Raw genomic sequence first — 23,507 nt, forward strand, 5'->3', positions numbered from 1 at the left:
GCCCCCGAAACCGGGGGCACCCGTATCGCGAATCAGTGGAAGAAGTGCCGAGTCCCCGTGAAGTACATCGTCACGCCCGCCTTCTTCGCCGCCTCGACGACCTGCTCGTCGCGGACCGAACCGCCCGGCTGGACGACCGCCTTGACGCCGGCCTCGGTGAGGATCTCCAGGCCGTCGGGGAAGGGGAAGAACGCGTCGGAGGCGGCGTAGGAGCCCTGGGCGCGCTCGGTGCCCGCCCGCTCCACCGCCAGCTTCGCGGAGTCCACGCGGTTGACCTGGCCCATGCCCACGCCGACCGAGGCGCCGTCCTTGGCCAGGAGGATGGCGTTGGACTTGACCGCGCGGCAGGCCTTCCAGGCGAAGGACAGTTCGGCGAGTTCCTCGACGGAGAGGGCCTCGCCCGTCGCCAGGGTCCAGTTCGCCGAGTCGTCGCCGTCCGCCTGGAGGCGGTCCGTGACCTGGAGGAGCGCGCCGCCGTCGATCGCCTTGACCTCGACCTGGTTGGCGGGGGCCTCGGGGCAGCGCAGGACGCGGATGTTCTTCTTCTTGGTGAGGGCTTCGAGGGCCCCCTCCTCGTAGTCCGGCGCGACGATGACCTCGGTGAAGATCTCCGCGACCTGCTCGGCCATCTCCTTCGACACCGGACGGTTGACCGCGATCACACCGCCGAACGCCGACAGCGGGTCACACGCGTGTGCCTTGCGGTGAGCCTCGGCGACATCCGCGCCGACCGCGATACCGCAGGGGTTGGCGTGCTTGATGATCGCGACGGCCGGCTCGGCGTGGTCGTACGCGGCACGGCGGGCGGCGTCCGTGTCCGTGTAGTTGTTGTACGACATCTCCTTGCCGTGCAGCTGCTCGGCCTCGGCGAGACCGCCGGACTCCGAGGTGTACAGCGCGGCCGGCTGGTGCGGGTTCTCGCCGTAGCGGAGGGTGTTCTTGCGCTCCCAGGTGGCGCCCAGGAAGTCGGGGAACGAAGAGTCGTCGACGGGCGCGTACTCGGACGCGAACCAGCTCGCCACCGCAACGTCGTACGCCGCCGTGTGCCGGAAGGCCTCCGCCGCCAGCCGCTTGCGCGTGGTGAGGTCGAAGCCGCCGTCGCGCACGGCCGCCAGGACGTCGGCGTAGCGCGAGGGGCTGGTGACCACGGCCACCGAGGGGTGGTTCTTGGCGGCGGCGCGGACCATCGAGGGGCCGCCGATGTCGATCTGCTCGACGCACTCGTCGGGGGACGCGCCCGAGGCGACGGTCTCGCGGAAGGGGTAGAGGTTGACGACGACGAGGTCGAACGGCTCGACGCCCAGCTCGGCAAGCTGCCGCTGGTGGTCCTCCAGGCGCAGGTCGGCGAGGATGCCCGCGTGCACGCGCGGGTGCAGCGTCTTGACGCGGCCGTCCAGGCACTCCGGGAAGCCGGTGAGCTCCTCGACCTTGGTGACCGGGACACCGGCCGCGGCGATCTTCGCGGCTGTGGAGCCCGTGGAGACGAGCTCGACGCCCGCCTCGTGCAGGCCGCGCGCGAGGTCTTCCAGACCGGTCTTGTCGTAGACGCTGACGAGCGCCCGGCGAATCGGCCGCTTGTTGCTCTCGGCGGTCACTGGATAACTACCTTTCGTCCCTCAATGCGATAGCCGTTGCGGGCGAGCCGCCCCACGACGTCGACGAGCAGCCTGCGCTCGACTTCCTTGATGCGCTCGTGCAGAGCGCTCTCGTCGTCCTCGTCCCGGATCTCCACCACGCCCTGGGCGATGATCGGTCCGGTGTCGACCCCGTCGTCGACGAAGTGGACGGTGCAGCCGGTGACCTTGGCGCCGTACGCGAGCGCGTCACGGACGCCGTGGGCGCCGGGAAAACTGGGCAGCAGGGCGGGGTGCGTGTTGACGAACCGGCCGCCGAAGCGCGCGAGGAATTCCTTGCCGACGATCTTCATGAACCCCGCGGAGACGACGAGGTCGGGCTCGTGGGAGGCGACGGCTTCCGCGAGCGCCGCGTCCCACTCCTCCCGGGTGTCGTAGTCCTTGACCTTTCGTACGAAGGTCGCGATCCCGGCGCGCTCGGCGCGGGCCAGCCCCTCGATGCCGTCGCGGTCGGCGCCCACGGCCACGATCTCGGCGCCGTAGGCCTCGGTGCCGGTGGCGGCGATGGCGTCGAGCAGCGCCTGGAGGTTGGTGCCGGATCCGGAGACCAGCACGACAAGGCGCTTGGCAGCCACAGCGGGGGCCTTTCTCGGGGGGTGCGTCGGTACGGTGGCCGGGAGCACGCTCGCCGCTTGTACGTTCGTACGAATGCTTCGCGCCCCCGGATACGGGGAAGCCTACGAAGCGGCCGACCGTCAGCAACGATACCGGCACACCGGGCAGCCCCCACGGGACGGGGGCGTGGCCGGAAGGTAGCGTCTGGGAGGGCCTCGTCGGGAACGCCGTTCGTGGACGGTGCGTTCACAAGGTGACGGACCTGGGCCCACTAGCCATACTCAGCCGTAATCACCTAGGGGAAGACGCTCACTTGATGCCGGACCGCAGCCTGCGACTCCTCACGCTCCCCCCGCAGTCGGTGCAGGGAGGGGAGCGCCATGGCGTGCTGCTGCGCGAGCGGCCCGCCTCGCCGCCGGACGGCGATGAGCGCGAGAACACCGGTTCGTCCAAGGACGACAACCCGTTCGCGCCGCCGCCGGAGGGCACCCCGGACCGCCCGTGGCAGCCGCGCCGCCCCGCGTCGGGGGAGGGCGGCGACTCAGACGACGGCGGCCAGAGTTCGCCCTGGGGCAGCCAGTGGAGCGACCGCCAGCCCGGCCGTTCGTCCGGCGGCTTCGGTGAGCGCCCCGGCGCCGGCCCCGAGGGCCAGAGCGGCGACGGCGGCCCCGCCGGTTCGAACATGCGCTGGGACCCGACGGACCCGGCCCAGCGCCGCGCGCGCTACGCCCTGCTCTGCGGTATGTGGGCCTTCTTCTTCGCCCTGTTCAGCTGGCCCTACGTCGCCCTGCTGCTCGGCGCCCTCGCCCTGTACTGGGGCATCACCGCCCTCCGGGCCAAGCCCCGCACCCCCGACCCCGACACCCCGCCCCCTCCGGACACGGGCCGCCCGCAGACGACAGCAGCGGTGAGCGGCCTGGTCACGGCATCCCTGGCGATCGCTCTGGTGGCAGCGGGGTTCACGGCGAAGCTGGTGTACAGCGACTACTACACGTGCACGAATGACGCCCTCACCAATGAGGCGAAGCAGGCGTGCAACGACCTGCTGCCGGAGGAGTTGCGCGGGATACTGGGCGTCAACAGCTGAGCCGGCCCTTACTACGGGGGTCCGGGGGCGGCAGCCCCCGGTGGGGGTCCCCGGTGGGGGTCCCCACCGGGGACCCCCCTCTGGGGGGGGGACGGGTAGGGGCGGCGGGGGCGAAATCAGGCGGGGCGAAATCACAGGGGCTCCGGGCCATCCCCCCGCCCCGGCGCCTCCCGCAGCGCCGCCCAGCGAGCCTCCCGCGCCGAGTCATCCCCCGGCCAGGAATCCCCGGGCCAGGAATCCCCGGGCCAGGAACCCCCCGGCTCCGGCTCCACGGGCAGAAAGTCGTACGGCTCCAAGCTCCCGGCGTCCTCCCGGTACACGGCCTCCTCGACGCCCTCCCCCGGTGTCCCCTCGGACTCCTTCCGCCGCAAGGCCCAGCGCCGCCGCCCCTCCTCCCCGGCAGCCCCCGCCCGCCGCTTCCCGACCCGCGCCTCCCGCTCAACCCCCCGGCACCGCCACCCCCGCACCCCCACCGCCACAGGCACCCCCACCCCCACACCCCAGGCCAACGCCGCCGCCCCCACCTGCCACCACATCGGCCCGAACCCGGCAAGCGCCCCCACCCCCAGCGCCCCACCGGCCATCGCGGCCAGCCCCGCCGCGCCCCCCGCACACAGCACCCCCGCCGCCGAGGCAACCCCCGCGGTCCGCCCCCGCGACCACACCGCCCCGTCACCGTCCCCCTCCGCACTCCCCGCCCGCCCAACAAACCACCCCACCGTCACCCCGGCCACCACCGGCACCACCCCCGCCGCCCAGTTCACCGGCGTCCCCGCCCCGGCGTCCGGTACCGCCGCGAGCAAGGGAAACGGCGGCAACAGCGAGGCGGGAGAAGAGGACAGCGGCCCCACGACATGCCCCGCGCCCAGCGAGAACCCGGGCCCGAGGGCGTACGCCGCCCCCCACACCGCCGCGTTCGGCATCAGCACCAGACACAGCAGCAGCACCGCGAACTGCCCCGACAGTCCCTCCGTGAGCTGCAGGAACGACGCCCGCGCCGCACCGCCGTGCCAGACCAGCGACGCGGCCAGCAACAGCGCCCCACCCCCGAGCAGCACCGCCACCCCCGCCCCCGCGGCCCGCGCCGCCGCGTCCAGCCGGGCCCGCGCCTGAGCCCCGACGCACAGCCGCCGCGCCCCCGCCGGCATCAGGATCAGCACCTCGTCCACCGCGTCCCGGGGCCGCCCGTACGCCGTCCACACCCCCGCCCCGGCCGCGCCCGCCACGACCAACGGCACCCACACCCCCGTCCACACCCAGTCCGGCCGCAGCACCCCACCCGCCGCATACACCGCCACGGCCGCCCCCACGGCGAGATAGCCGACGACAACGCCCGCCCACGCCGTACGGCCCGAGACCGCGCCGGCGGCCTCCTCCTCGTCCCCCTCCACCGCGTCCCGCGCGGCCCGGTGCACCAGCCACACCGGCAGCGCGAGCAGCAACAACGGCGTGACACCCACCGGCGCGGGCACTCCGGACAGCGTGTCGGTGCGGACCAGTTCGGCCCCGTGCGCCAGCAGCCACAGCGCCGCCGCCACATGCAGCGCACCCCCGGGCCCGCTGTCGGGATACGGCGAACTGATCCACAGCACCATCACCAGCACGGCCAGCGACCCCAGTCCGAGACCCGCGGCCACCGCACCACCCAGGAGGCTGGCAGCCAGTCCGGGCGATCGGTCGCGCAACCGGGTGAGCAGGGACGACAACGGCGAACGGCGAACGGTCATCTGGATCACGCCCGCCATGCTCCCAACGACACGCGCTTTCCCGTCGTAACAGGCGAACCCCCGCTGTGTCGCTCAATATACGTTTATGTACTTTTTCGTACGAAGGGGCGTCCTGTGACGCAGAGCCCTGCAACCCCGCTGCCCCCGCCCAAGGAACGCCGACGCCTGCGCGAGTCCCAGTCGTTGACGCAGGCTCAGGTCGCGGCGCGGGTGGGCGTGACCCGTGAGACCGTGCGCGCGTGGGAGACCGGCCGTACGACTCCGCGCGGCCGGAAACGGGAGGCGTACGCGCGACTGCTGAGCGAGCTGACCAAGCCGCCGGCCAGCCAAGAGGCCCCGGCCGAGGCCGAGATGACCGCACGTCAGCAGGACACCGACGCCGCCGAGGCCCCCGTACGAACGGATCCGCCGGAGCTGAGCCCGGGCCCCGCGTCGGCCGCCGCGCAGGCTTCCCTGACGCCCACTCAGGCCTTCGACGCGCTCTACGCGTTCTGCGCGCCCTCCCTCGTACGGCAGGCCTATCTGCTCACCGGGCGGCGGGAGCTGGCGCGGGAGTCGGTGGAGCGGGCCTTCCAACTCGCCTGGCAGCGCTGGCCGGAGGTGGCCGTCGACCGGGACCCGGCGGGCTGGGTGCGGGCTTCGGCGTACGAGTACGCGCTCTCCCCCTGGCACCGCTTCCGGCCCCGTTACCGGCACCCCGAACCACCGCCCGCCAACCCCTCCGACCGCGCGCTGATGGACGTACTCCTCACCCTGCCGCCGCCGCACCGCCGCACGCTGGTGCTCTACGACGGTGTGGGGCTCGACCTTCCGGACACGGCGGCCGAGACGGAGGCGAGCACGCCCGCCGCGGCGAACCGGCTGCTGCACGCGCGCGAGACCGTGGCAGCGCGGCTCCCGGAGCTGGCCGACCCGGCCGAACTCCAGCGCCGCCTGGCCGAGGTGGCGTCGGCGGAACGCCTGCGCGCCGCCAAACCCCCGACGGTACGCACCGTCAGTGAACGCCGGGCCAGCTTCTGGACCCGCGCCGCCATCGCCTTCACGGTCGCCCTCATCGGCACGACGGCCCTGACGGTACGCACGGCTCCGAGGCAGTACGAGCCCCCCATCGCACCGGGCACGACGATCCAGGGCGTGCCCCCGAAGGTGGCCCCGGGGCCGCTGTCGGAGGCGGAGCAGGAACTGCGGGCGAAGCTGCGGCAGGAGACGGTGAGCGGCCCGGAGAGGCTCGTACCGCTGCCCGGATGACGCCGATGGGCCCGCCCCCCACCGGGGAACGGGCCCATCGAGCGTCGATCAGGAAGCTCAGGCGCTATCAGGAAGCTCAGGCGCTGAGGATCTCGCGCGCCAGCTTCGCCGTCTCGGTCGGCGTCTTGCCGACCTTGACGCCGGCGGCCTCAAGGGCCTCCTTCTTCGCCTGGGCCGTACCGGAGGAGCCGGAGACGATGGCGCCGGCGTGGCCCATGGTCTTGCCCTCGGGCGCGGTGAAGCCCGCGACGTAACCGACGACCGGCTTGGTCACGTTCTTCGCGATGAAGTCCGCGGCCCGCTCCTCGGCGTCGCCACCGATCTCGCCGATCATGACGATCAGGTCGGTGTCGGGGTCGGCCTCGAACGCGGCGAGCGCGTCGATGTGGGTGGTGCCGATGATCGGGTCGCCACCGATGCCGACGGCGGTCGAGAAGCCGATGTCACGGAGCTCGTACATCATCTGGTACGTCAGCGTGCCGGACTTCGAGACCAGGCCGATACGGCCGGGCTTGGTGATGTCGCCCGGGATGATGCCGACGTTCGACTGACCCGGGGTGATGATGCCGGGGCAGTTCGGGCCGATGATCCGGGTCTTGTTGCCCTTCTTGCCGGCGTACGCCCAGAACGACGCCGAGTCGTGCACGGCGATGCCCTCGGTGATCACGACGGCCAGCGGGATCTCGGCGTCGATGGCCTCGACGACCGCGTCCTTGGTGAACTTCTCCGGCACGAAGATGACGGAGACGTTGGCGCCGGTGGCCTCGATGGCCTCCTTGACGGTGCCGAAGACCGGTACCTCGGTGCCGTCGAAGTCGACGGAGGTGCCCGCCTTGCGCGGGTTCACGCCGCCCACGACCGTGGTGCCGTCACCCAGCATGAGCTTGGTGTGCTTCATGCCCGTGGCGCCGGTCATGCCCTGGACGATGACCTTGCTGTCCTTGTTGAGCCAGATAGCCATGGTGTGTTCTGTCCTCGTCCTGAGTGCTTACTTGGCGGCGTGGGCCAGCTCGGCGGCCTTGTCGGCCGCGCCGTCCATGGTGTCGACGCGCTGGACCAGCGGGTGGTTGGCGTCGGTGAGGATCTGCCGGCCGAGCTCGGCGTTGTTGCCGTCGAGGCGGACGACGAGCGGCTTGGTGACGTTCTCGCCGCGGTCCTCGAGGAGCTTCAGGGCCTGCACGATGCCGTTGGCGACCTCGTCGCAGGCGGTGATGCCACCGAAGACGTTGACGAAGACGGACTTGACGTCCGGGTCGCCGAGGATGATCTCCAGACCGTTGGCCATGACCTGGGCGGAAGCGCCACCGCCGATGTCCAGGAAGTTGGCCGGCTTGACGTTGCCGTGCGCCTCACCGGCGTACGCGACGACGTCCAGGGTGCTCATGACGAGACCCGCGCCGTTGCCGATGATGCCGACCTCGCCGTCGAGCTTGACGTAGTTGAGGTTCTTCTCCTTGGCGGCGGCCTCGAGCGGGTTGGCCGCGGCCTTGTCGTGGAGCTCCTCGAAGTCGGGGTGACGGAACTCGGCGTTGTCGTCGAGCGACACCTTGCCGTCCAGGGCGATGACCTCGCCGGAGGCGACCTTCGCCAGCGGGTTCACCTCGACCAGGAGGGCGTCCTCCTTGATGAAGGTGTCCCACAGCTTGACGAGGACGTTCACGACCTTGTCGGCGACCTCGGCCGGGAACTTCGCGGCCTCGACGATCTCGCGGGCCTTCTCCTCGGTCACACCGTCGATCGCGTCGATCGGCGTCTTGGCGACGGCCTCCGGACGGGTGGCCGCCACCTCCTCGATCTCCATGCCGCCCTCGACGGAGGCGATGGAGAGGAAGGTGCGGTTGGCACGGTCCAGCAGGAAGGAGACGTAGTACTCCTCCAGGATCTCCGGAGCCGTCTCGGCGATCATCACCTTGTGGACCGTGTGGCCCTTGATGTCCATGCCGAGGATGTCCGTCGCGCGGGCGACGGCCTCGTCCGCGGTGGCGGCGAGCTTCACGCCACCGGCCTTGCCACGGCCGCCGACCTTCACCTGGGCCTTGACGACGGACTTGCCACCGAGGCGCTCAGTGGCTGCGCGGGCCGCCTCAGGCGTGTCGATGACTTCACCGGCCAGCACCGGTACATCGTGCTTGGCGAAGAGGTCCCTCGCCTGGTACTCGAACAGGTCCACGCGCTTCCGTCCCTATCAGTGATCTCGCGGTTCGTTGGATGCGTGGGCGTGCCGCGAAGGGCAACGTGACGTCCGCTGTCACAAGGGAGGCGCACACGGTGTCCGAGCGCGCGGCATGTCCGTCTCGCAGGTTATCGCCGCTCGACGGGGGCTTCTAAATCAGGGGTCACACCTGAGCGGTGATACCTGTCACATGATGCCGCGATCACTGGCACGGGGTGCCTGAAGTGAAGGGCCTCACCGGGCTGGGGTTGACCCGGTGAGGCCCCTTGAACAGCCCGAAGGGGCACGAATCGATCCGCCCCCGGGGCCTTCGGCCGGACGGTCCCCACCCCAATGGAGACCGTCCGGCCCGTCCGTGAGGTCCCGTCCGGACGGTCCGACGGCTTTCGGCCGTCCGGGCCCTGTCGCCTCACGGAGTCGGGGTTCAGACGCTGCGCAGGTAGCCCGGGGTGGCGGACTCGGCGACGCCCTGGACGCCGGTGACGGCGTCGTGGGCCAGGGGGGTGGCGGTCAGGCCCTCGGCGACGGGCGCGACCTGACCGGTGACGCCGTACGCGAAGGGCTGGACGTCACCCGCGACGCCGTACGCCAGGGTCTCGGCGGCGTGCGTGACCGGCTGGACGAGGCCCGCCACGGGCTGGGCGACATGACCGGCGACAGCGCGGGCGAAGGGGTCGACCTCACCGGCCAGTCCCTGGGCGAGCGGCTGCACATCGCCCGCGACCCCGTACGCCAGCGCGCCCGCGTCCGCCCCGGCCCGCTCGGCGACGGGCACGACGCCGTGCACCGCGGTGTGCGCGACCGGCGGGAGCAGGGCGCCCTGCCCGTCCGCGGCGACCTGGCCGACGAGTCCGGTGGCGTACGGCGGTACGTCGGCGAGGGCGCCGTCGACGACCGGCTGGACGCCGGAGACGGTTCCGGTGGCGAGGGGGTGGACGTCCGTGACGGCTCCGGCGGCCACGGCGTGCACCCCGGCGAGGGTGCCGTGGGCGACCGGCTGGACGTCGGCGACCAGGCCGTACGCCAGCGCGGTGGCGGCGTCGACAGCGTTCCCCGCTGCCGTACCGACGCCGCCGGCCGCCTGTCCGGCGACCGGCTGCACGCCCTGGACCGCGTGGGCGGCGGCGGGCGCGACACCGGCGACGGCCTGCTCGGCGACCGGGGTGACGCCGTGGACGCCCTGAACGGCGTGGGCGGCCGTGGGGAGGGCGCCGTCGACGGTGGAGGTGACCAGGGGCGGGACCGCCGCGGTGGCCGTTTCGTCGAGGACCGGGGTGACGGTTCCGGGGGCGGCGGACACCGTGCCGACCAGCTTCTGGTGGACGCCTTCGGCGGTGCCGGTGACGTGGCTCGGGACGGCGGAGACGCTCGCCGCGGCGGCGCTCCTGACGGCGTCGGCCTCGGCACCGGCGACCGCGTTGACTCCGGTGGCGCGGTTCTGGGCACCGGCGACCGCGGCGTGGGCGGCACCGGTCGTGGCGCCCGCCGTGCGGCCGGCCCTGGCCCGGGTTCCCTGGACGCGGGTCTGCGCCCCGGCGAGGGCCTGCTCCAGCTCGGGGGCGAAGGCGGCGAGGGGGCCGAAGAGGTAGTCGACGGTGTCGGAGGGGTCGGGGGTGTCGGGGGCCTTGGGGGTGTCAGGGGCCTTGGGGGCCTCGGGGGCCTCGGGGGCCTCTTGCGGAAGGCTCGCCGCGGCGGTGGCGGTCGCGTGGGCGGTGGGCCCGGCGGTGACCGTCGCCTCCTCGGCCGTCTGCTGCGCGGCGCGGGCCGCCTTCACGCCCTCGCTGAGCTGCGCGGCACCACCCTTGAGCTTGGCGGCCTTGGTGGCCTTCGTGGCGGTCGTCTCGACGGGTGCCGTCTGCCGCGAGGCGCCGGCGACCGTCTCGGTCACGCCGTCGGTGACGTCTTCCGTCACACCGGAGACGGTGTCCTGCACACCGGAGACGACACCCTCGACGGTGTCACCGACCGGGTCGGTGGTGGCGTCCGGCACGGACAGGGTGGAGGAGGGGAGCTCGGAGGCGTTGGCGGCGGTGGAGCCGAGCGCCCAGGCGCCGGTGACACCGGCGGCTATGACGATGGAACGGCGGATGTTCTTGTTCATACGTGCGTCAGATCCTTAGGGATTCCGAGACATCGGAGGCAACGGGACGTGGGGGACATTCCGGCGCCGGTTCGACAGCGCCGGCGCTTCCGTCCGGGGGTTGGGAAAAGGGGGTTCCGGACGGGCGGGCAGACCTGTTCCGCCCCCGCGCGGCAGGTCCACTGCGCGGGAAATGCCTGCTCTAGGCGGGGGATACGGGAATGTCCCGGTACTCGTCCCGGGTCTCGTCCGCGCTGACGCGCGCGGCGGCACCGGGCACGAGCCGCGGCGGGGCCCGGTGGTTCAGGGCGACGGCCTGGGCGTCGCCGTGCCTGGGGGTGCTGTTGTCGATCGTCGCGTGGTGGTCCAACGCGCCGCCCGGATCACCGGCGGGCGCGTGCCGCGCGGGCACGGGCTCGACGGAGTCGGCACGGCGGGGGTGCGCGAAGGCGCGGGGCGCGGTGATGTCGTACGACGAGATGTCGCGCGGGCCGTACGCCGCGGCCTTCTTGGACGGACCCTCGGAGTCCTCCTCGCCGACCGACGAGGAAGCCACCGGCCCCGGTTGTGGTGCCGTGGCGGCCGGTGCGGGCGGCGTCTGGCCCGGCAGAGCGGGGAGCTCCAGACCGGGGAGCACGGGGGGTTCCGGCAGACCGGGGAGCACGGGGGGTTCCGGCAGACCGGGGAGCACGGGGGGTTCCGGCAGACCGGGGAGCACGGGGAGGCCCGGCCGCCCGGGCGACTGGGGCAGCTCCGGCAGGGTGGGCAGCGACGACAGCGGCGGCACCTCGTCCCGCACGTCGCCCAGCCCGTCGGTCACCGCCCCGACCACCTCACCGACCGGCCGCGCGGCACGCTCGTGGACGGGCCGAAGGATCCGGTCACCGTCAGCGGCTTCGGGAACCGATGGCTTCGAAGGCGCGGGCTGTTGAACCTGCGGTTCCTGAACCACCGACTCGGCCATCCGCTCGACCGGCGTGTACACGTCGACCGACAGTGCCGCCGGCGCGTCCTCCGCCGCCTGAGCCTGCTGCCCGCCGAGAATCCCGAGCGCGAACAACCCGCCCACCAGCAGCGCCAGATACAGCGCACGCCGTCCGGCCGCCTTGCGCACCATGCGCAGAGCGGCACCGGGCAGAGCTGCTGACAGGGTCAAGAGGGGGCGGGTCCTCCCGTGCGGCGGAACAAGAGACGCGTGACGCGGCGCACCGCTGAACGAGCGTCGATCCTCGCACGGGACTCCCGAGGTTGCGCAAGCCCCCTGTTACCGATGGGTACTCATGTCCCTTTTGCTGGGCCAAGTCGGGAGACAACGGGGCGTCAGTTCGTCGACAAATCGCCCACGGACCGGTGTCACGCAGGGGCCGGGACCGGGATCGGCCGCTTCTCGATCGCCGCCGCCAACACCTCCGGGAACAGGTCCGGCGTACAGGCGAACGCCGGTGCGCCCAGCGCGGCGAGCGCGGCCGCATGCTCCCTGTCGTAGGCCGGTGCCCCCTCGTCGGACAGCGCGAGCAGCGCCACGAACTGCACGCCGGACGCTTTCATCGCCGCCACCCGCTTCAGCATCTCGTCCCGTATGCCCCCTTCGTAGAGGTCGCTGATCAGCACGACCACCGTCTCTGCGGGCCGGGTGATCTGCGACTGGCAGTACGTCAGCGCCCGGTTGATGTCCGTACCGCCGCCGAGCTGGGTGCCGAACAGCACGTCCACCGGGTCGGCGAGTTGGTCGGTGAGGTCGACGACCGCCGTGTCGAAGACGACCAGCCGGGTGTCGATCGACCGCATGGAGGCCAGCACCGCCCCGAACACCGACGCGTAGACCACCGACGCGGCCATCGACCCCGACTGGTCGATACAGAGCACGACTTCCTTCTTCACCGACTGGGAGGCCCGCCCGTATCCGATGAGCCGCTCGGGCACGATCGTCCGGTACTCCGGCACATAGTGCTTGAGGTTGGCGGCGATCGTGCGGTTCCAGTCGATGTCGTGGTGGCGCGGCCGGTTGATCCGCGCGCTGCGGTCGAGGGCGCCGGTGAGCGTGGCCCGGGTGCGGGTGGCGAGCCGCTTCTCCAGGTCCTCGACGACCTTGCGCACGACGGCCCGTGCCGTCTCCTTGGTCGTCTCCGGCATGGCCTTGTTGAGGGAGAGAAGGGTCCCGACGAGATGCACATCGGCCTCCACCGCCTCCAGCATCTCCGGTTCGAGCAGCAGCGTGGACAGACCGAGCCGGTCGATGGCGTCGCGCTGCATGACCTGGACGACGGAGGAGGGGAAGTAGGTGCGGATGTCCCCGAGCCAGCGCGCGACGGAGGGCGCCGAGGTCCCGAGCCCCGCCGAACGGTCCTTCCCCGTCTGCGGTCTGTCCCCCTTGCCGTAGAGCGCGGAGAGCGCCCCGTCCATCGCGGCGTCCTGCCCGGCGAGCTTGCATCCGGTGCCGTCGGCCGTGTCGCCGCCGAGCACGAGCCGCCAGCGCCGCAGCCGCTCCTGCGCCGGGTCCGTCATGCCCGTCGTCATGTCCGTCGTCATGTCCGTCGTCATGTCCGTCGTCATCCCCGCCTCCCTCCACCGAGCCGTTCCCACAGCGGGATCACGGTCGCGGTGATCGCAGGCCGGCCTTGCGCCCGCGGTCCCTGAACCTGCCCCGGTCCCACGGTGCCCGCCGCTCGGGCACGCTCCCTCGGCCTCCGAGGCCCTTCGGTCGTCATCGCGTTACCCCCACCAGGTCGTTGTCGTCCGTGTCCAGCCCCAACAGCAGCCGCACCACCGGCAGCACGGCGTCCGCCCGCGCCGGATCCAGCTCGGCCGCGAACCCGGGTATGCCGCCACCCGCGGCGGCCCCAGCGTCTCGCTGCCCGGGCCCGCGCCGCACCAGTTCGCCGAGTGTTCTGCGCACGCCCGGCTCGTACGCCGAGAAGGTGCGCCGCAGCAACGGCAGTACGTCGGTGAACGCGTCCGCCGGCACCCCCGTCAGCCAGGCGTCGACCAGGCCGAGCAGCCGCTCGTCGTGCACGAGCAGCATCCCGCCGCCCGAGCCGCCGCCGACGAAGCCCTCGATCCACGCCGCCGCGTCGCCGGGCGGTGTCCCCGGCGACAGCACCAGACCCATCAGCCGGGCCGCCTCGTCCTGCGCCAGCTCCCCTTCGTCCAGCAGGAGTCGCACGGCACGCCCGCGGATCACGCCGGGGACCGTGTCCCGCAGGGACAGCATCTTGAGCACGGCCCGCCAACGCCCGCGCAGTTCGCCGTGTCCCGGCGCGGCTGCGTCGCCGAGCAGGCCCACCGCTCCGTGCACCGCGTCCACATGACGCCGTATCTCCTCGGCGGCATCCGCGTCGAGGCCGGCACAGGCGGGGGGCAGGCCGACGAAGATCCGCTCGGCGAGGCCCGCCGCGACCTCCTCGAGCGCCCCGGTGTCGGTGCCGCGCACATCGCCGTAGCGCAGGGAACGGACCAGCGCCGGCAGGGCCTGGGCGAGATGACCGACGTCGGTGTCGAGCGCGGCCCGGTCGGCCAGCACCCGCATCACCGTCGGCAGCGCGTCCGGCAGTTCGGCCAGCAGGCACCGCTCGGCGAGCGCGGTGACATCGGCGAGGTGCTGCGCGGAGACGGCGTCCGTCTCGGACTTGGCGGTCGCGGCGCCGAGTACGGTCGTCCCCCACACCCCGGCCTCGGCGATCCGCACGGACAGCTCGGGCTCCCAGCGCAGCCGCCAGGTCTCCCGGAACGTGCCCGTGCTCCCCCGCGAGGCGACCGGCTCCCCCCAGGGCACGCCCAGCAGCCGCAGCCGGTGCAGCAGCCGGCTGCGCCCGGCGTCGGTCTCCTTGCGCAGATCGAGCTCCAGCTCGCGCTCCAGCGCCTCCGGTTTGAGCCGCAGCCGGCGCTGGATCCGGTCGAGGTCCCGCTGCAGCGGCACGGCGGGCGCGTCCCGCGGCACCTCCCCCAGCACATCGCCCACCACCAGCCGGTCGTGCACCAGCGCCAGCGGCACGTCCGAGCCGTCGCACATCACCGCCCGCACCGCGTCGGTCGTCTCGCCGAGGCCGGGCAGCGGGCGGCCACGCATCGCCGCCAGCGTCTCCGCCAGCCGCACCGCCTCGATGACATGCGCGGAGGACACGATCCGGTCCTCGGCCCGCAGCAGCCCCGCCACCTTGGTCAGCCACCGCTCCACCGGCCGGTCAGGGGCGTGGAACAGATGTCCGTACCATCCGGGCGAGTCGATGCCCGCCCCGTAGCCGCCGGCCCGCGCCAGCCGGCGATACGTCCACGGCACCCAGGTCATGTCCGCCTTGACCTTGGGCAGGCCCTTCAGCAGGGCCCGGTCGGCGGCGACGGTGGTCCGCTCGCCGAGCGCGGGCACATGCCACGCCCCGCACACCACGGCCACCGCGTCCCCGAACTCCTTCTGCGCGGACCGCGTTTGGAGCCGCATGTACGCCTCGCGCACCAGGTCCCGGTCGTGCCCGCCGCTGCCGTACACCTCCCGCAGCGCGGCCATGGCCTCCGCCAGCGCGGCGAACGGCGCGAGCGGGTCCCCCGCCGCTCCGACCCCGCGGTGCTCGACGACGTCCTCCCACCAGCGCTCGGCGTCGTCGTATCCGGCGGCGTCGGCGAGCACGGCGACGGGGTCGATCCGGACGTCGACGCTCACCTTGGCGGGGCCGTCGGCGTTCTCTCCCCCAGACTCCTCGGCGGAGCCGTCCGGAGCCTCGTCTCCCGGCGCCCCATCCTCCGGCGGTTCGGCTGGCCCCTCCTGCGCCTCCCGCTCCCACGCCAGCGTGTGCGTGGCCGGCAGGTCGATGAAGCGAGCCGGTACCCCGTGCTCCAGCGCCCAGCGGATCGCGACCCACTCCGGGGAGAACTCGGCCAGGGGCCAGAACGCCGAGCGTCCTGGCTCGTCCACGGCGTGGGCGAGGAGGGCGACCGGCGGGCGCATGTCCTCGTCGGCGGCGAGCGGGATCAGCGCGTCCGCCTCGGGCGGCCCCTCGATCAGCACCGCACGCGGCCGGGCCGCGTCCAGCGCCGCCCGCACGGCCCACGCGGAGCCGGGCCCGTGATGCCGTACGCCGAGCAGCAGCGGGCCCACCCCAAGGTCAGCTCCGGTCGTCACGCCGGCCACCTCGTGTCGTCGCCGTTCATCCGGCCCCCCTGGTTCGCGGTCATGCGCTCACCTCCCGGCAGGCGCGGTAGAAGTCGGTCCAGCCGTCGCGCTCGCGGACGACCGCTTCCAGGTACTCCTGCCAGACGACCCGGTCGGCCGCCGGATCGCGGACCACGGCGCCGAGGATGCCCGCGGCCACGTCGGCGGACCGCAGCACGCCGTCGCCGAAGTGGGCGGCCAGCGCGAGCCCGCCGGTGACGACGGAGATCGCCTCGGCCGTGGAGAGGGTGCCGCTGGGCGACTTCACCTTCGTCCGGCCGTCGGAGGTCACCCCGTCGCGCAGCTCGCGGAAGACGGTCACCACCCGGCGGATCTCGTCGATGCCCTCGGGCACGGCCGGCAGGTCCAGGGAGCGGCCGATCTGGTCGACGCGCCGGGAGACGATGTCGACCTCGGCGTCGACGCTCTCCGGCAGCGGCAGCACGACCGTGTTGAAGCGGCGGCGCAGGGCGCTGGACAGGTCGTTGACCCCGCGGTCGCGGTCGTTGGCGGTGGCGATGAGGTTGAAGCCGCGGACGGCCTGCACCTCCTGGCCCAGCTCCGGGATGGGCAGGGTCTTCTCCGACAGGATCGTGATGAGCGTGTCCTGTACGTCGGCCGGGATCCGGGTCAGCTCCTCGACCCGGGCCGTCATGCCCTCCGCCATGGCCCGCATGACGGGGCTCGGCACCAGCGCGTCCCGGCTCGGGCCGTGCGCGAGCAGCTGCGCGTAGTTCCAGCCGTACCGGATCGCCTCCTCCGGGGTACCGGCTGTGCCCTGCACCAGCAGGGTCGAGTCGCCGCTGACGGCCGCCGCCAGATGCTCGGACACCCAGGTCTTGGCGGTGCCGGGCACGCCGAGCAGGAGGAGGGCGCGGTCGGTGGCGAGGGTGGTGACGGCGACCTCGACGATGCGGCGCGGCCCCACGTACTTCGGGGTGATCACCGTGCCGTCCGGGAGTGTGCCGCCGAGCAGATAGGTCGCCACGGCCCACGGCGACAGCTTCCACCGGGCCGGGCGCGGGCGGTCGTCCTGCGCGGCCAGCGCGGACAGCTCGGCTGCGAAGGCGTCCTCGGCGTGCGGTCGCAACGCCTCGGTCGGTGCGCTCTCGCGGGTATGTGCGGACGTCGGGTCCACGGACACGGTCATGGCGAAGTCCCCCTCCAGCTCGGCCGGTTCGGATCTGCCACCAACCGTGCACCACGCCACTGACAATCCGTTCCGACCTGCGAAAACGCGCTCGCCGGACCGATTGTCAGTGGGGGGATCTACCTTCGATGGCATGACTCAGCAGGGGGTGCGCTGGAGCGCGGACCAGGTGCTGGCACTGGCGCCTGACGCCGCGTCACGCAAAGCGGGCAGCAAACTCGGGGCGGCCGGGCCGTGGTCCGAGGCGGGCAGTACCGACGAGGGGACGGTGTGGGGGCTGTGCAAGGGCAGTGGCAGCAAGCCGTATCAGACGGTCGTCGACATCGCGGACGCGTCGGGGCCCGCGTACAAGTGCAGTTGTCCGAGCCGGAAGTTCCCGTGCAAGCACGCGCTCGGACTGCTGTTGCTGTGGGCGGGCGGGGACGGAGCCGTGCCGCAGGGTCAGCCGCCGGACTGGGCGGAGGAGTGGCTGGAAGGGAGAAAGAAGCGCGCGGAACAGAAGCGGGCGGAGAGCGCTTCCGGGTCGTCGTCCGGCTCGGCTGATCCGGAGGCGGCGCGGCGGCGGGCGGAGCGCCGGGCCGAGAAGGTCACCGCGGGGGCGACGGAGCTGGAGCAGCGTCTGGCGGACCTGCTGCGCGGCGGGCTGGCCGGCGCGGAGCAGGCGGGGTACGGGCTGTGGGAGGAGACGGCGGCCCGGATGGTCGACGCCCAGGCCTCGGGACTGGCGGCGCGGGTGCGGGAGTTGGGGGCGATCCCGTCGTCGGGTCCCGGCTGGCCGGTGCGGCTGCTGGAGGAGTGTGCGCTGCTCCACCTCCTCGACCAAGGCTGGCTGCACCGCGAGCGGCTGCCGGAGGACCTGGCGGCGACGGTCCGCTCCCGTATCGGCCTGCCCGCCTCGCCCGAGGGCCCGCCGATCCGCGACCGCTGGCTGGTCCTCGCCCAGTACGACACGGCGGACACCCGTCTGACCACCCGCCGGATCTGGCTCCACGGCGCCGACTCGACCCGCACCGCCCTGCTCCTGTCCTACGGCGCCGCGGGCCGTGCACCGGAACTCGCGCTGCCGGTCGGGCTGACCCTGGAGGCGGAGGTGTCCCCTTATCCGGGCGCAGGTCAGTTGAGGGCGTCACTCGGCGAACGGTTCACCGCGCCCGCACCCACTTCGATACGACCGCCGGGGATGACGACGGCCCAGGCGGCCGCCCGTTACGGCGAGGCGCTGCGGGACGACCCCTGGCTGGACTCGGTCCCGGTGACGCTGGAGCGGGTGATACCGACCCCGGACGGCGAGTCCTGGCAACTGGCGGAGGCCGACACGGATTCGGCCCTGCCGCTCACCCCCACGGCCCGGTCCCGGCCCGGCCTGTGGAAGCTCGTCGCCCTCTCGGGCGGCGAGCCGGTCAAGGTCTTCGGCGAATGCGGCCACCGCGGCTTCACCCCGCTCGCGGCCTGGCCGCAGGGGGCGGGCGAGGCGGTGCAGCTGTGCTGAACCGAACCCGGCGCACCCCATGGCCACTCCCCGGAACCCCACAGAAGGGACGACCCTCATGAACAGGACCCCGGACGCGCCCGCCTGGGAGGAGCTCGTCACCACCGCCCTGCTCGGCACCGACCGCCGCATCCCGCCGGGCGGCGATCCGGCCCGGGAGGCACCGGTCGCCCTGCTGGACGCGGCCGCCGTGGCGACCGTACGGCGTCGGGCGGGTCTGCGTCCCGCGCGCGCGGCGGACCGCCTCGAACCGGCCCCCGAGGACCCACGCCCCGCGCTGCCCTCGGCGGCGGCCCGCAGGCTGGCGCTGCTGCTGGCCGACCGTGCGGGAGGTACGGGCGGCGGGCGCAGAGGCACGGCTCCGGACCTGATGGAGCTGCTGCCCCAGTGGCTCACGACGGCCAACACCCACGGCTACGCGGCGCCCCCGCAGATGCTGCCCGCCCTGCTGGACGCGGCCCGGGGACGGACGGACCTACGCCCTGCGGCACTGCGCTTCGCGGGCCCGCGCGCGGTGTGGCTGGCCCGGCTGAACCCGGACTGGCGGTTCGCCCTGCGCGCGACACCCGGTGGCGGCACGGCCCTGCCCGGCCCCGAGGAGCAGGAGAGGATTCATCGGCTGTGGCAGGAGGGTCTGTTCGCCGAGCGGGTCGCCCTGCTCGCCGCGATACGCGCGCGGGAGCCCGCCGCCGCGCGGGAGCTGCTCGCGACGACCTGGGCGACGGAGCGGGCCGAGGACCGGCTGATGTTCCTCGACTCGCTGCGGACCGGGCTCGGCCCGTCGGACGAGCCGTTCCTGGAGCAGGCGCTGGCCGAACGGAGCCGCAATGTGCGGGCGACGGCGGCGGAGTTGCTCTCGGCGCTGCCCGGATCGGCGCTGGCCGGGCGGATGGCGGTCCGGGCCGGGGCGTGCGTGGCCGTGGACCGCACCCAGGACACTCCGACGATCACCGTTGAAGCGCCGCACGAGTGTGATCCGAGCATGGAACGCGACGGTGTCGTGCCCAAGGCTCCGGCGGGACGCGGGGAACGGTCGTGGTGGCTGGGACAGTTGGTGGAGGCGGCACCGCTCGGCACCTGGCCCCCGCGTCTTGGCGGCCGTACGCCCGCGGAGATCGTGGCGCTTCCGGTGACGGACGACTGGCAGGCCGAGCTGCACGCGGCCTGGTGCCGGGCGGCCGTACGACAGAAGGACGCCGGGTGGGCACGGGCGCTGCTCGGGACGCCGTCGGCGCCGGAGGCCGGCGGGCCCGGGGCGGTGTCGCTGGCCGAGCGGGCGAAGCTGCTGGGCACGCTGGACGCGGCCGAACGGGCCGAGTGGGTCGCCGGTTTCGTCGCGCGGCATGGGCTGTCCGAGGCGTTCCAGCTGCTGGGAGTGTGTGCCGTGCCATGGGCCGCGCCGCTCGGGCGGGCGGTCGTCGACGCGCTCAATATCGCGCGGGACGCGGGGAGTTATCCATGGAGTTTCAGCGGAGTGATGGGGCTGGCCGAACGCTGCCTGGACCCCGCGGAGGCGAGCCGCCTCGACGGGTTGCTGGCCGTACCGGACGAACCGGAGGACGCGTCGCCGGGGGCCGGGGGGTATTGGGCGGAGGCGTTCCAGCGGCTGGTCACGACACTGCGGTTGCGCGCGGCGATGTTCGAGGAACTGGGGTCGGCCCAGGTCAATGGCTGACCTGGGCTGCTGCTGGACCGGGCGGATATGGACTACGCCTGCGCCGTCTGCCGCACGTTCGCCCGGACCCAGTCCACGATCGACTGCGTCGTCGCCCCCGGCGTGAAGATCTCCGCGACGCCCTTCTCCTTCAGCGGCGCGATGTCCGCCTCCGGGATGATCCCGCCACCGAAGACCAGGATGTCCTCCGCGTCCCGCTCCTTCAGGAGCGCGATCACCGCGGCGAACAGCGTGTTGTGGGCGCCGGAGAGGATGGAGAGGCCGATCGCGTCGGCGTCCTCCTGGATCGCCGTGTCGACGATCTGCTCGGGCGTCTGGTGAAGGCCCGTGTAGATGACCTCCATACCGGCATCGCGCAGCGCCCGCGCGATCACCTTTGCCCCGCGATCGTGGCCGTCGAGCCCCGGCTTGGCCACCACCACGCGGATCGGACCGGCTGCCACACCCATCACTGCCTCCATGAAGCGACTACATCCATCCGTACCGTCAAGTACCGCACACATCACTCGCGCCGTACACGCCGCACACGCCGTGGCACGGACGCCCCGCGCCACACCGCCCGGGGAAGTGAACGAACGTTATCGCCAGCATCCCGCAACCCGCAGTTTCACGGTGGAGACCGAGGGGGAAATCACACGGTGGGACACGTTCGCCGCGCACCGTTCCGATCCTCTGCGGCTCACGGACCGCAGACAGAGGCGGCCGTCGGGCCACAGCCGGAACATGCGCAACGGGAGCCGCAACGAGGTCGCCGCACCACCGCGCCGCAGGCCGCGCGCCGTGGCGGTGCGGCACATCGGCGAGGGCACGAAGAGCACGTAGGGCAGGTAAGGCACGACAGCGGGGAGCCTCGTCGCCACACCGGCAGAGAGCCTCGTCACGTCATCGGCGTCACGCACGCCACACGCCGCTCCCACCCCACGCCGCCCGCTCGCGCACCGTCGGCCTGCCTCGACGCGACTTCCCAAGAGGGCACACGGGGGACAGAGGCGTCCTCGGGTGTGCCGACAGGAGGTCGGCCATGAAGGTCACCAAGGCAGTGCTGCCCTTTCTTCCGCTCTGTCAGCGGCTCCTCCCGAGCCGGCTGGCCGGACTTTCCATGGCGCTGTTGAAGGCCACCGCCCTCGAAATCGCGATCCTCGCCGGACACCTCCTCCTCTATCCATCCGGAATCGCCCAGGAGCGCGGGGCCGCACTCCCCCCACAGGGCTCCCCGGACACACCGCACCTGCCGACCGAGGCGAAGCCCCCGGTGGTGCTGCTGCACGGGTTCATCGACAACCGCTCGGTCTTCGTGCTGCTGCGCCGCAGCCTCGCCCAGCACGGCAGGCGCCAGATCGAGTCGCTCAACTACTCGCCGCTGACCTGCGACATCCGTACGGCGGCCGAGCTGCTCGGCCGGCACATCGAGGAGATCTGTGCGCGGACGGGCAGCAGGCAGGTGGATGTCGTCGGGCACAGCCTCGGCGGCCTCATCGCCCGCTACTACGTGCAGCGGCTCGGCGGTGACCTCCGCGTCCGGACGCTGGTCACGCTCGGCACCCCGCACTCCGGCACCCGCGTGGTGCCACTCGCGAACGCGCACCCCATCGTCCGGCAGATGCGCCCCGGCTCGGCGGTGCTGGAGGAGCTGACCCGGCCCGCACCCGGCTGCCGTACACACTTCGTCAGTTTCTGGAGCGACCTCGACCACCTGATGGACCCGCTGGAGACGGCCTGCATAGACCACCCCGATCTGCTGGCGCAGAACGTGCGGGTGAGCGGGGTCGGACATCTCGCCCTGCCCGTGCACCCGGCCGTGGCGACGGGGATACGGCAGGCCCTCGACACCGAACGGACAGGAACCGAAGCCGCCCGTGCCGACGGTCTGACGGTGGCCTGAGCCGTCCCGGAACCGACTGAAGCCTCGAACACTCTTCGAACATAAGGCCAAACTCGCGCCCGCAGTCCCCCGAAACACGGCCGAATGCCCGTTTCCTGGAAGCGCGAAACCTGCCGAAGATTGTCGTGCCCGCGTACCGCCGGGTACAGTCGCCGCACTGCTCTGGCAGCCCCTGTTGTCGAGGCGAAAGAGAAGTTGGTGAACGACCGTCACCCGTCGGGGACCATGACCACCCCGGCTCCGGCTTCCGACGCGGACCCGGCGCACTACGCGTCGTACGGCACCCAGGAAGCCCAGTACGGCGACTTCACCACGTACGGTCACTACGACACCACCGGTTTTCAGCAGACCACCGGAACCTTCGACACCGACCCGCTGTTCGGCTCGTTGCCGGGCGAGAGCACCGGCTTGTACGACTCGGGTCAGTGGTCCACCGGCCAACAAACCCTGAACTACGACGCGTACGCGGCCCAGCACCATGCCGCCTATGACACCGGCGCGTACGAGACGACCGCCTGGTCGGCCGACTATCAGCGGCTGGCCGCCGTTCCACCGCAGGCCACGAGCCCCGAGGCCAGCGGCCACCGCGACGCGGGCGCCTGGCTGCAGCCCGACCATTCCGGCGGCTCCGCCGACCAGACCCAGCACTGGGAATGGGGCACGCAGACCTTCGACACGGGTGCCTACGACGCCACGCAGTGGAACTCCGACGGCGCCACGACCGGCGCCGAGGAAACGCCCTACGGGCAGACCTCGTACGAGGAGACTCCCTACGGGGAAACCGCCTCGGTCGAAGGCGAGTTGACCTCCACCGGCGAACTCCCCGCCGCGGCCCCCCTCCTCGACGACGAGGAAGAGACCGCCCCGGCCGCTCCGGCCGCCCCCGGCCCGGGCTCCCGCACAGCCGCCCGCACCGCGTCCCGCTCCCGCCGCAAGGCCCCCGCCAAGCGCTCCGCACTGCTGACCGTCGCCGTGCCGTCGGCGTGTGTCATGGGTGTGGCGGGGATCGCCGCCGCCTCCGTCGGCACCCTGACGACCGACGACAAGGACACCTCGACGACCGCGTCGGACGCGCAGGCGGTCAAGCCGTCGACGGCCAACAACAAGCTGGACACCCAGCTGGAGAGCCTCTCGGCCGGTGCCGACGACTTCGCCGACCGGGCCAGCCGTACGCAGGAGCGCATCGACCTCAAGGCCGAGCAGGAGGCCGAGCGGAAGAAGGCGGCCGAGGCGGCGGCCCGCAAGGAGCGGCTGCGCCCGAAGTTCGCCCTGCCGGTGGCCCAGCACGGGCTCAGCGCCAATTACGGCCAGGCCGGCATCAACTGGATGTCCACACACACCGGCATCGACTTCCCGGTTTCGTACGGTACGACCGTGATGGCGGTGGCCGACGGCACTGTCCGTACACAATGGAACAACTCGTACGGCAATATGCTGATCCTTACGACGAAGGACGGCACGGAGATCTGGTACTGCCATCTCGACAGCTACCAGCTCGCTTCCGGATCGGCCGTGAAAGCCGGCGACCCGGTCGCGTATTCCGGCAACTCCGGCAACTCGACCGGGCCACACCTGCACCTCGAGGTGCGGCCGGGCGGCGGCTCGGCCATAGACCCGCTCGCGTGGCTGCGCAGCCACGGGCTCGATCCCACATAACGTGCCTG

Annotated in this window: 17 protein-coding genes; 6 read left to right on the top strand and 11 right to left on the bottom strand. The window is 72.7% G+C overall.

Annotated elements, in window-relative coordinates; all coding sequences use genetic code 11:
• Nucleotides 1-32: 32 nt before the first annotated feature.
• Nucleotides 33-1,595 (bottom strand): bifunctional phosphoribosylaminoimidazolecarboxamide formyltransferase/IMP cyclohydrolase, encoded by a 1,563-nt coding sequence (gene purH / locus RMT89_RS24640; protein ID WP_315885964.1) that lies wholly within the window; start codon nucleotides 1,593-1,595, stop codon nucleotides 33-35.
• Entirely contained in the window at nucleotides 1,592-2,209 is a 618-nt protein-coding gene (gene purN, locus RMT89_RS24645) for a phosphoribosylglycinamide formyltransferase (RefSeq protein ID WP_315885965.1), read from the bottom strand. Before purN ends, purH begins: the two co-directional genes overlap by 4 nt.
• A gap of 296 nt (nucleotides 2,210-2,505) precedes the next feature.
• Between purN and RMT89_RS24650 the strand changes: the two genes are divergently transcribed.
• Nucleotides 2,506-3,276 carry a hypothetical protein gene (locus RMT89_RS24650; protein ID WP_315885966.1) on the top strand — a complete coding sequence of 257 codons (771 nt, stop codon included), beginning with the start codon at nucleotides 2,506-2,508 and terminating at the stop codon, nucleotides 3,274-3,276.
• Between the two features lie 131 nt (nucleotides 3,277-3,407).
• Here the strand turns inward: RMT89_RS24650 and RMT89_RS24655 are convergent, their stop codons facing one another.
• Nucleotides 3,408-5,021, bottom strand: a complete 1,614-nt coding sequence (locus tag RMT89_RS24655) for a DUF6350 family protein (RefSeq protein WP_315885967.1) — start codon at nucleotides 5,019-5,021, stop codon at nucleotides 3,408-3,410.
• Between the two features lie 96 nt (nucleotides 5,022-5,117).
• On the opposite strand from RMT89_RS24655, the gene RMT89_RS24660 reads away from it, so the two are divergent.
• Nucleotides 5,118-6,251, top strand: a complete 1,134-nt coding sequence (locus RMT89_RS24660; protein WP_315885968.1) for a helix-turn-helix domain-containing protein — start codon at nucleotides 5,118-5,120, stop codon at nucleotides 6,249-6,251.
• Between the two features lie 76 nt (nucleotides 6,252-6,327).
• On the opposite strand, the gene sucD is transcribed toward RMT89_RS24660, so the two are convergent.
• The 7 genes from sucD to RMT89_RS24695 form a co-directional block, all read right to left on the bottom strand.
• Nucleotides 6,328-7,212 (bottom strand): succinate--CoA ligase subunit alpha, encoded by an 885-nt coding sequence (gene sucD / locus RMT89_RS24665; protein ID WP_315885969.1) that lies wholly within the window; start codon nucleotides 7,210-7,212, stop codon nucleotides 6,328-6,330.
• A 27-nt stretch (nucleotides 7,213-7,239) separates the two neighbouring features.
• Nucleotides 7,240-8,421, bottom strand: coding sequence for an ADP-forming succinate--CoA ligase subunit beta (gene sucC / locus RMT89_RS24670; RefSeq protein WP_315885970.1), 1,182 nt, complete (start codon nucleotides 8,419-8,421; stop codon nucleotides 7,240-7,242).
• A gap of 427 nt (nucleotides 8,422-8,848) precedes the next feature.
• On the bottom strand, nucleotides 8,849-10,525 hold the full coding sequence (locus tag RMT89_RS24675; RefSeq protein WP_315885971.1) for a hypothetical protein: 1,677 nt from the start codon (nucleotides 10,523-10,525) through the stop codon (nucleotides 8,849-8,851).
• A gap of 181 nt (nucleotides 10,526-10,706) precedes the next feature.
• The gene (locus tag RMT89_RS24680) at nucleotides 10,707-11,660 is read right to left on the bottom strand and encodes a hypothetical protein (protein WP_315885972.1); all 954 of its coding nucleotides are present in this window, start codon (nucleotides 11,658-11,660) and stop codon (nucleotides 10,707-10,709) included.
• A gap of 197 nt (nucleotides 11,661-11,857) precedes the next feature.
• Nucleotides 11,858-13,021 carry a VWA domain-containing protein gene (locus RMT89_RS24685; RefSeq protein ID WP_315885999.1) on the bottom strand — a complete coding sequence of 388 codons (1,164 nt, stop codon included), beginning with the start codon at nucleotides 13,019-13,021 and terminating at the stop codon, nucleotides 11,858-11,860.
• A gap of 187 nt (nucleotides 13,022-13,208) precedes the next feature.
• Nucleotides 13,209-15,617: a DUF5682 family protein gene (locus tag RMT89_RS24690; RefSeq protein WP_315885973.1), complete on the bottom strand. Its 2,409-nt coding sequence runs from the start codon at nucleotides 15,615-15,617 to the stop codon at nucleotides 13,209-13,211.
• A gap of 49 nt (nucleotides 15,618-15,666) precedes the next feature.
• On the bottom strand, nucleotides 15,667-16,797 hold the full coding sequence (locus tag RMT89_RS24695) for an AAA family ATPase (RefSeq protein ID WP_315885974.1): 1,131 nt from the start codon (nucleotides 16,795-16,797) through the stop codon (nucleotides 15,667-15,669).
• 133 nt (nucleotides 16,798-16,930) lie between these two features.
• Here RMT89_RS24695 and RMT89_RS24700 point away from each other — a divergent pair, with 133 nt between their 5' ends.
• Nucleotides 16,931-18,286, top strand: coding sequence for an SWIM zinc finger family protein (locus RMT89_RS24700; protein ID WP_315885975.1), 1,356 nt, complete (start codon nucleotides 16,931-16,933; stop codon nucleotides 18,284-18,286).
• A gap of 58 nt (nucleotides 18,287-18,344) precedes the next feature.
• The gene (locus RMT89_RS24705) at nucleotides 18,345-19,961 is read left to right on the top strand and encodes a DUF5691 domain-containing protein (RefSeq protein WP_315885976.1); all 1,617 of its coding nucleotides are present in this window, start codon (nucleotides 18,345-18,347) and stop codon (nucleotides 19,959-19,961) included.
• Nucleotides 19,962-19,993: 32 nt separating this feature from the next.
• Here RMT89_RS24705 and RMT89_RS24710 read toward each other — a convergent pair whose 3' ends face one another.
• Nucleotides 19,994-20,410, bottom strand: a complete 417-nt coding sequence (locus tag RMT89_RS24710) for a cobalamin B12-binding domain-containing protein (protein ID WP_315885977.1) — start codon at nucleotides 20,408-20,410, stop codon at nucleotides 19,994-19,996.
• Between the two features lie 572 nt (nucleotides 20,411-20,982).
• Between RMT89_RS24710 and RMT89_RS24715 the strand changes: the two genes are divergently transcribed.
• Both RMT89_RS24715 and RMT89_RS24720 read left to right on the top strand, forming a co-directional pair.
• Nucleotides 20,983-21,843: an alpha/beta fold hydrolase gene (locus RMT89_RS24715; protein ID WP_315885978.1), complete on the top strand. Its 861-nt coding sequence runs from the start codon at nucleotides 20,983-20,985 to the stop codon at nucleotides 21,841-21,843.
• A gap of 225 nt (nucleotides 21,844-22,068) precedes the next feature.
• On the top strand, nucleotides 22,069-23,499 hold the full coding sequence (locus tag RMT89_RS24720; protein WP_315886000.1) for a M23 family metallopeptidase: 1,431 nt from the start codon (nucleotides 22,069-22,071) through the stop codon (nucleotides 23,497-23,499).
• The last annotated feature ends 8 nt before the right edge of the window (nucleotides 23,500-23,507 follow it).

Origin of the sequence: Streptomyces sp. P17, from assembly GCF_032436805.1 — a bacterium.
Lineage (GTDB): Bacteria > Actinomycetota > Actinomycetes > Streptomycetales > Streptomycetaceae > Streptomyces.

Coding starts and splice junctions, on each gene's coding strand:
- RMT89_RS24650 (WP_315885966.1), top strand. CDS start 2,506: ATGCCGGACCGCAGCCTGCGACTCCTCACGCTCCCCCCGCAGTCGGTG.
- RMT89_RS24655 (WP_315885967.1), bottom strand. CDS start 5,021: ATGGCGGGCGTGATCCAGATGACCGTTCGCCGTTCGCCGTTGTCGTCC.
- sucD (WP_315885969.1), bottom strand. CDS start 7,212: ATGGCTATCTGGCTCAACAAGGACAGCAAGGTCATCGTCCAGGGCATG.
- RMT89_RS24675 (WP_315885971.1), bottom strand. CDS start 10,525: ATGAACAAGAACATCCGCCGTTCCATCGTCATAGCCGCCGGTGTCACC.
- RMT89_RS24685 (WP_315885999.1), bottom strand. CDS start 13,021: ATGACGACGGGCATGACGGACCCGGCGCAGGAGCGGCTGCGGCGCTGG.
- RMT89_RS24695 (WP_315885974.1), bottom strand. CDS start 16,797: ATGACCGTGTCCGTGGACCCGACGTCCGCACATACCCGCGAGAGCGCA.
- RMT89_RS24700 (WP_315885975.1), top strand. CDS start 16,931: ATGACTCAGCAGGGGGTGCGCTGGAGCGCGGACCAGGTGCTGGCACTG.
- RMT89_RS24705 (WP_315885976.1), top strand. CDS start 18,345: ATGAACAGGACCCCGGACGCGCCCGCCTGGGAGGAGCTCGTCACCACC.
- RMT89_RS24710 (WP_315885977.1), bottom strand. CDS start 20,410: ATGGGTGTGGCAGCCGGTCCGATCCGCGTGGTGGTGGCCAAGCCGGGG.
- RMT89_RS24715 (WP_315885978.1), top strand. CDS start 20,983: ATGAAGGTCACCAAGGCAGTGCTGCCCTTTCTTCCGCTCTGTCAGCGG.
- RMT89_RS24720 (WP_315886000.1), top strand. CDS start 22,069: ATGACCACCCCGGCTCCGGCTTCCGACGCGGACCCGGCGCACTACGCG.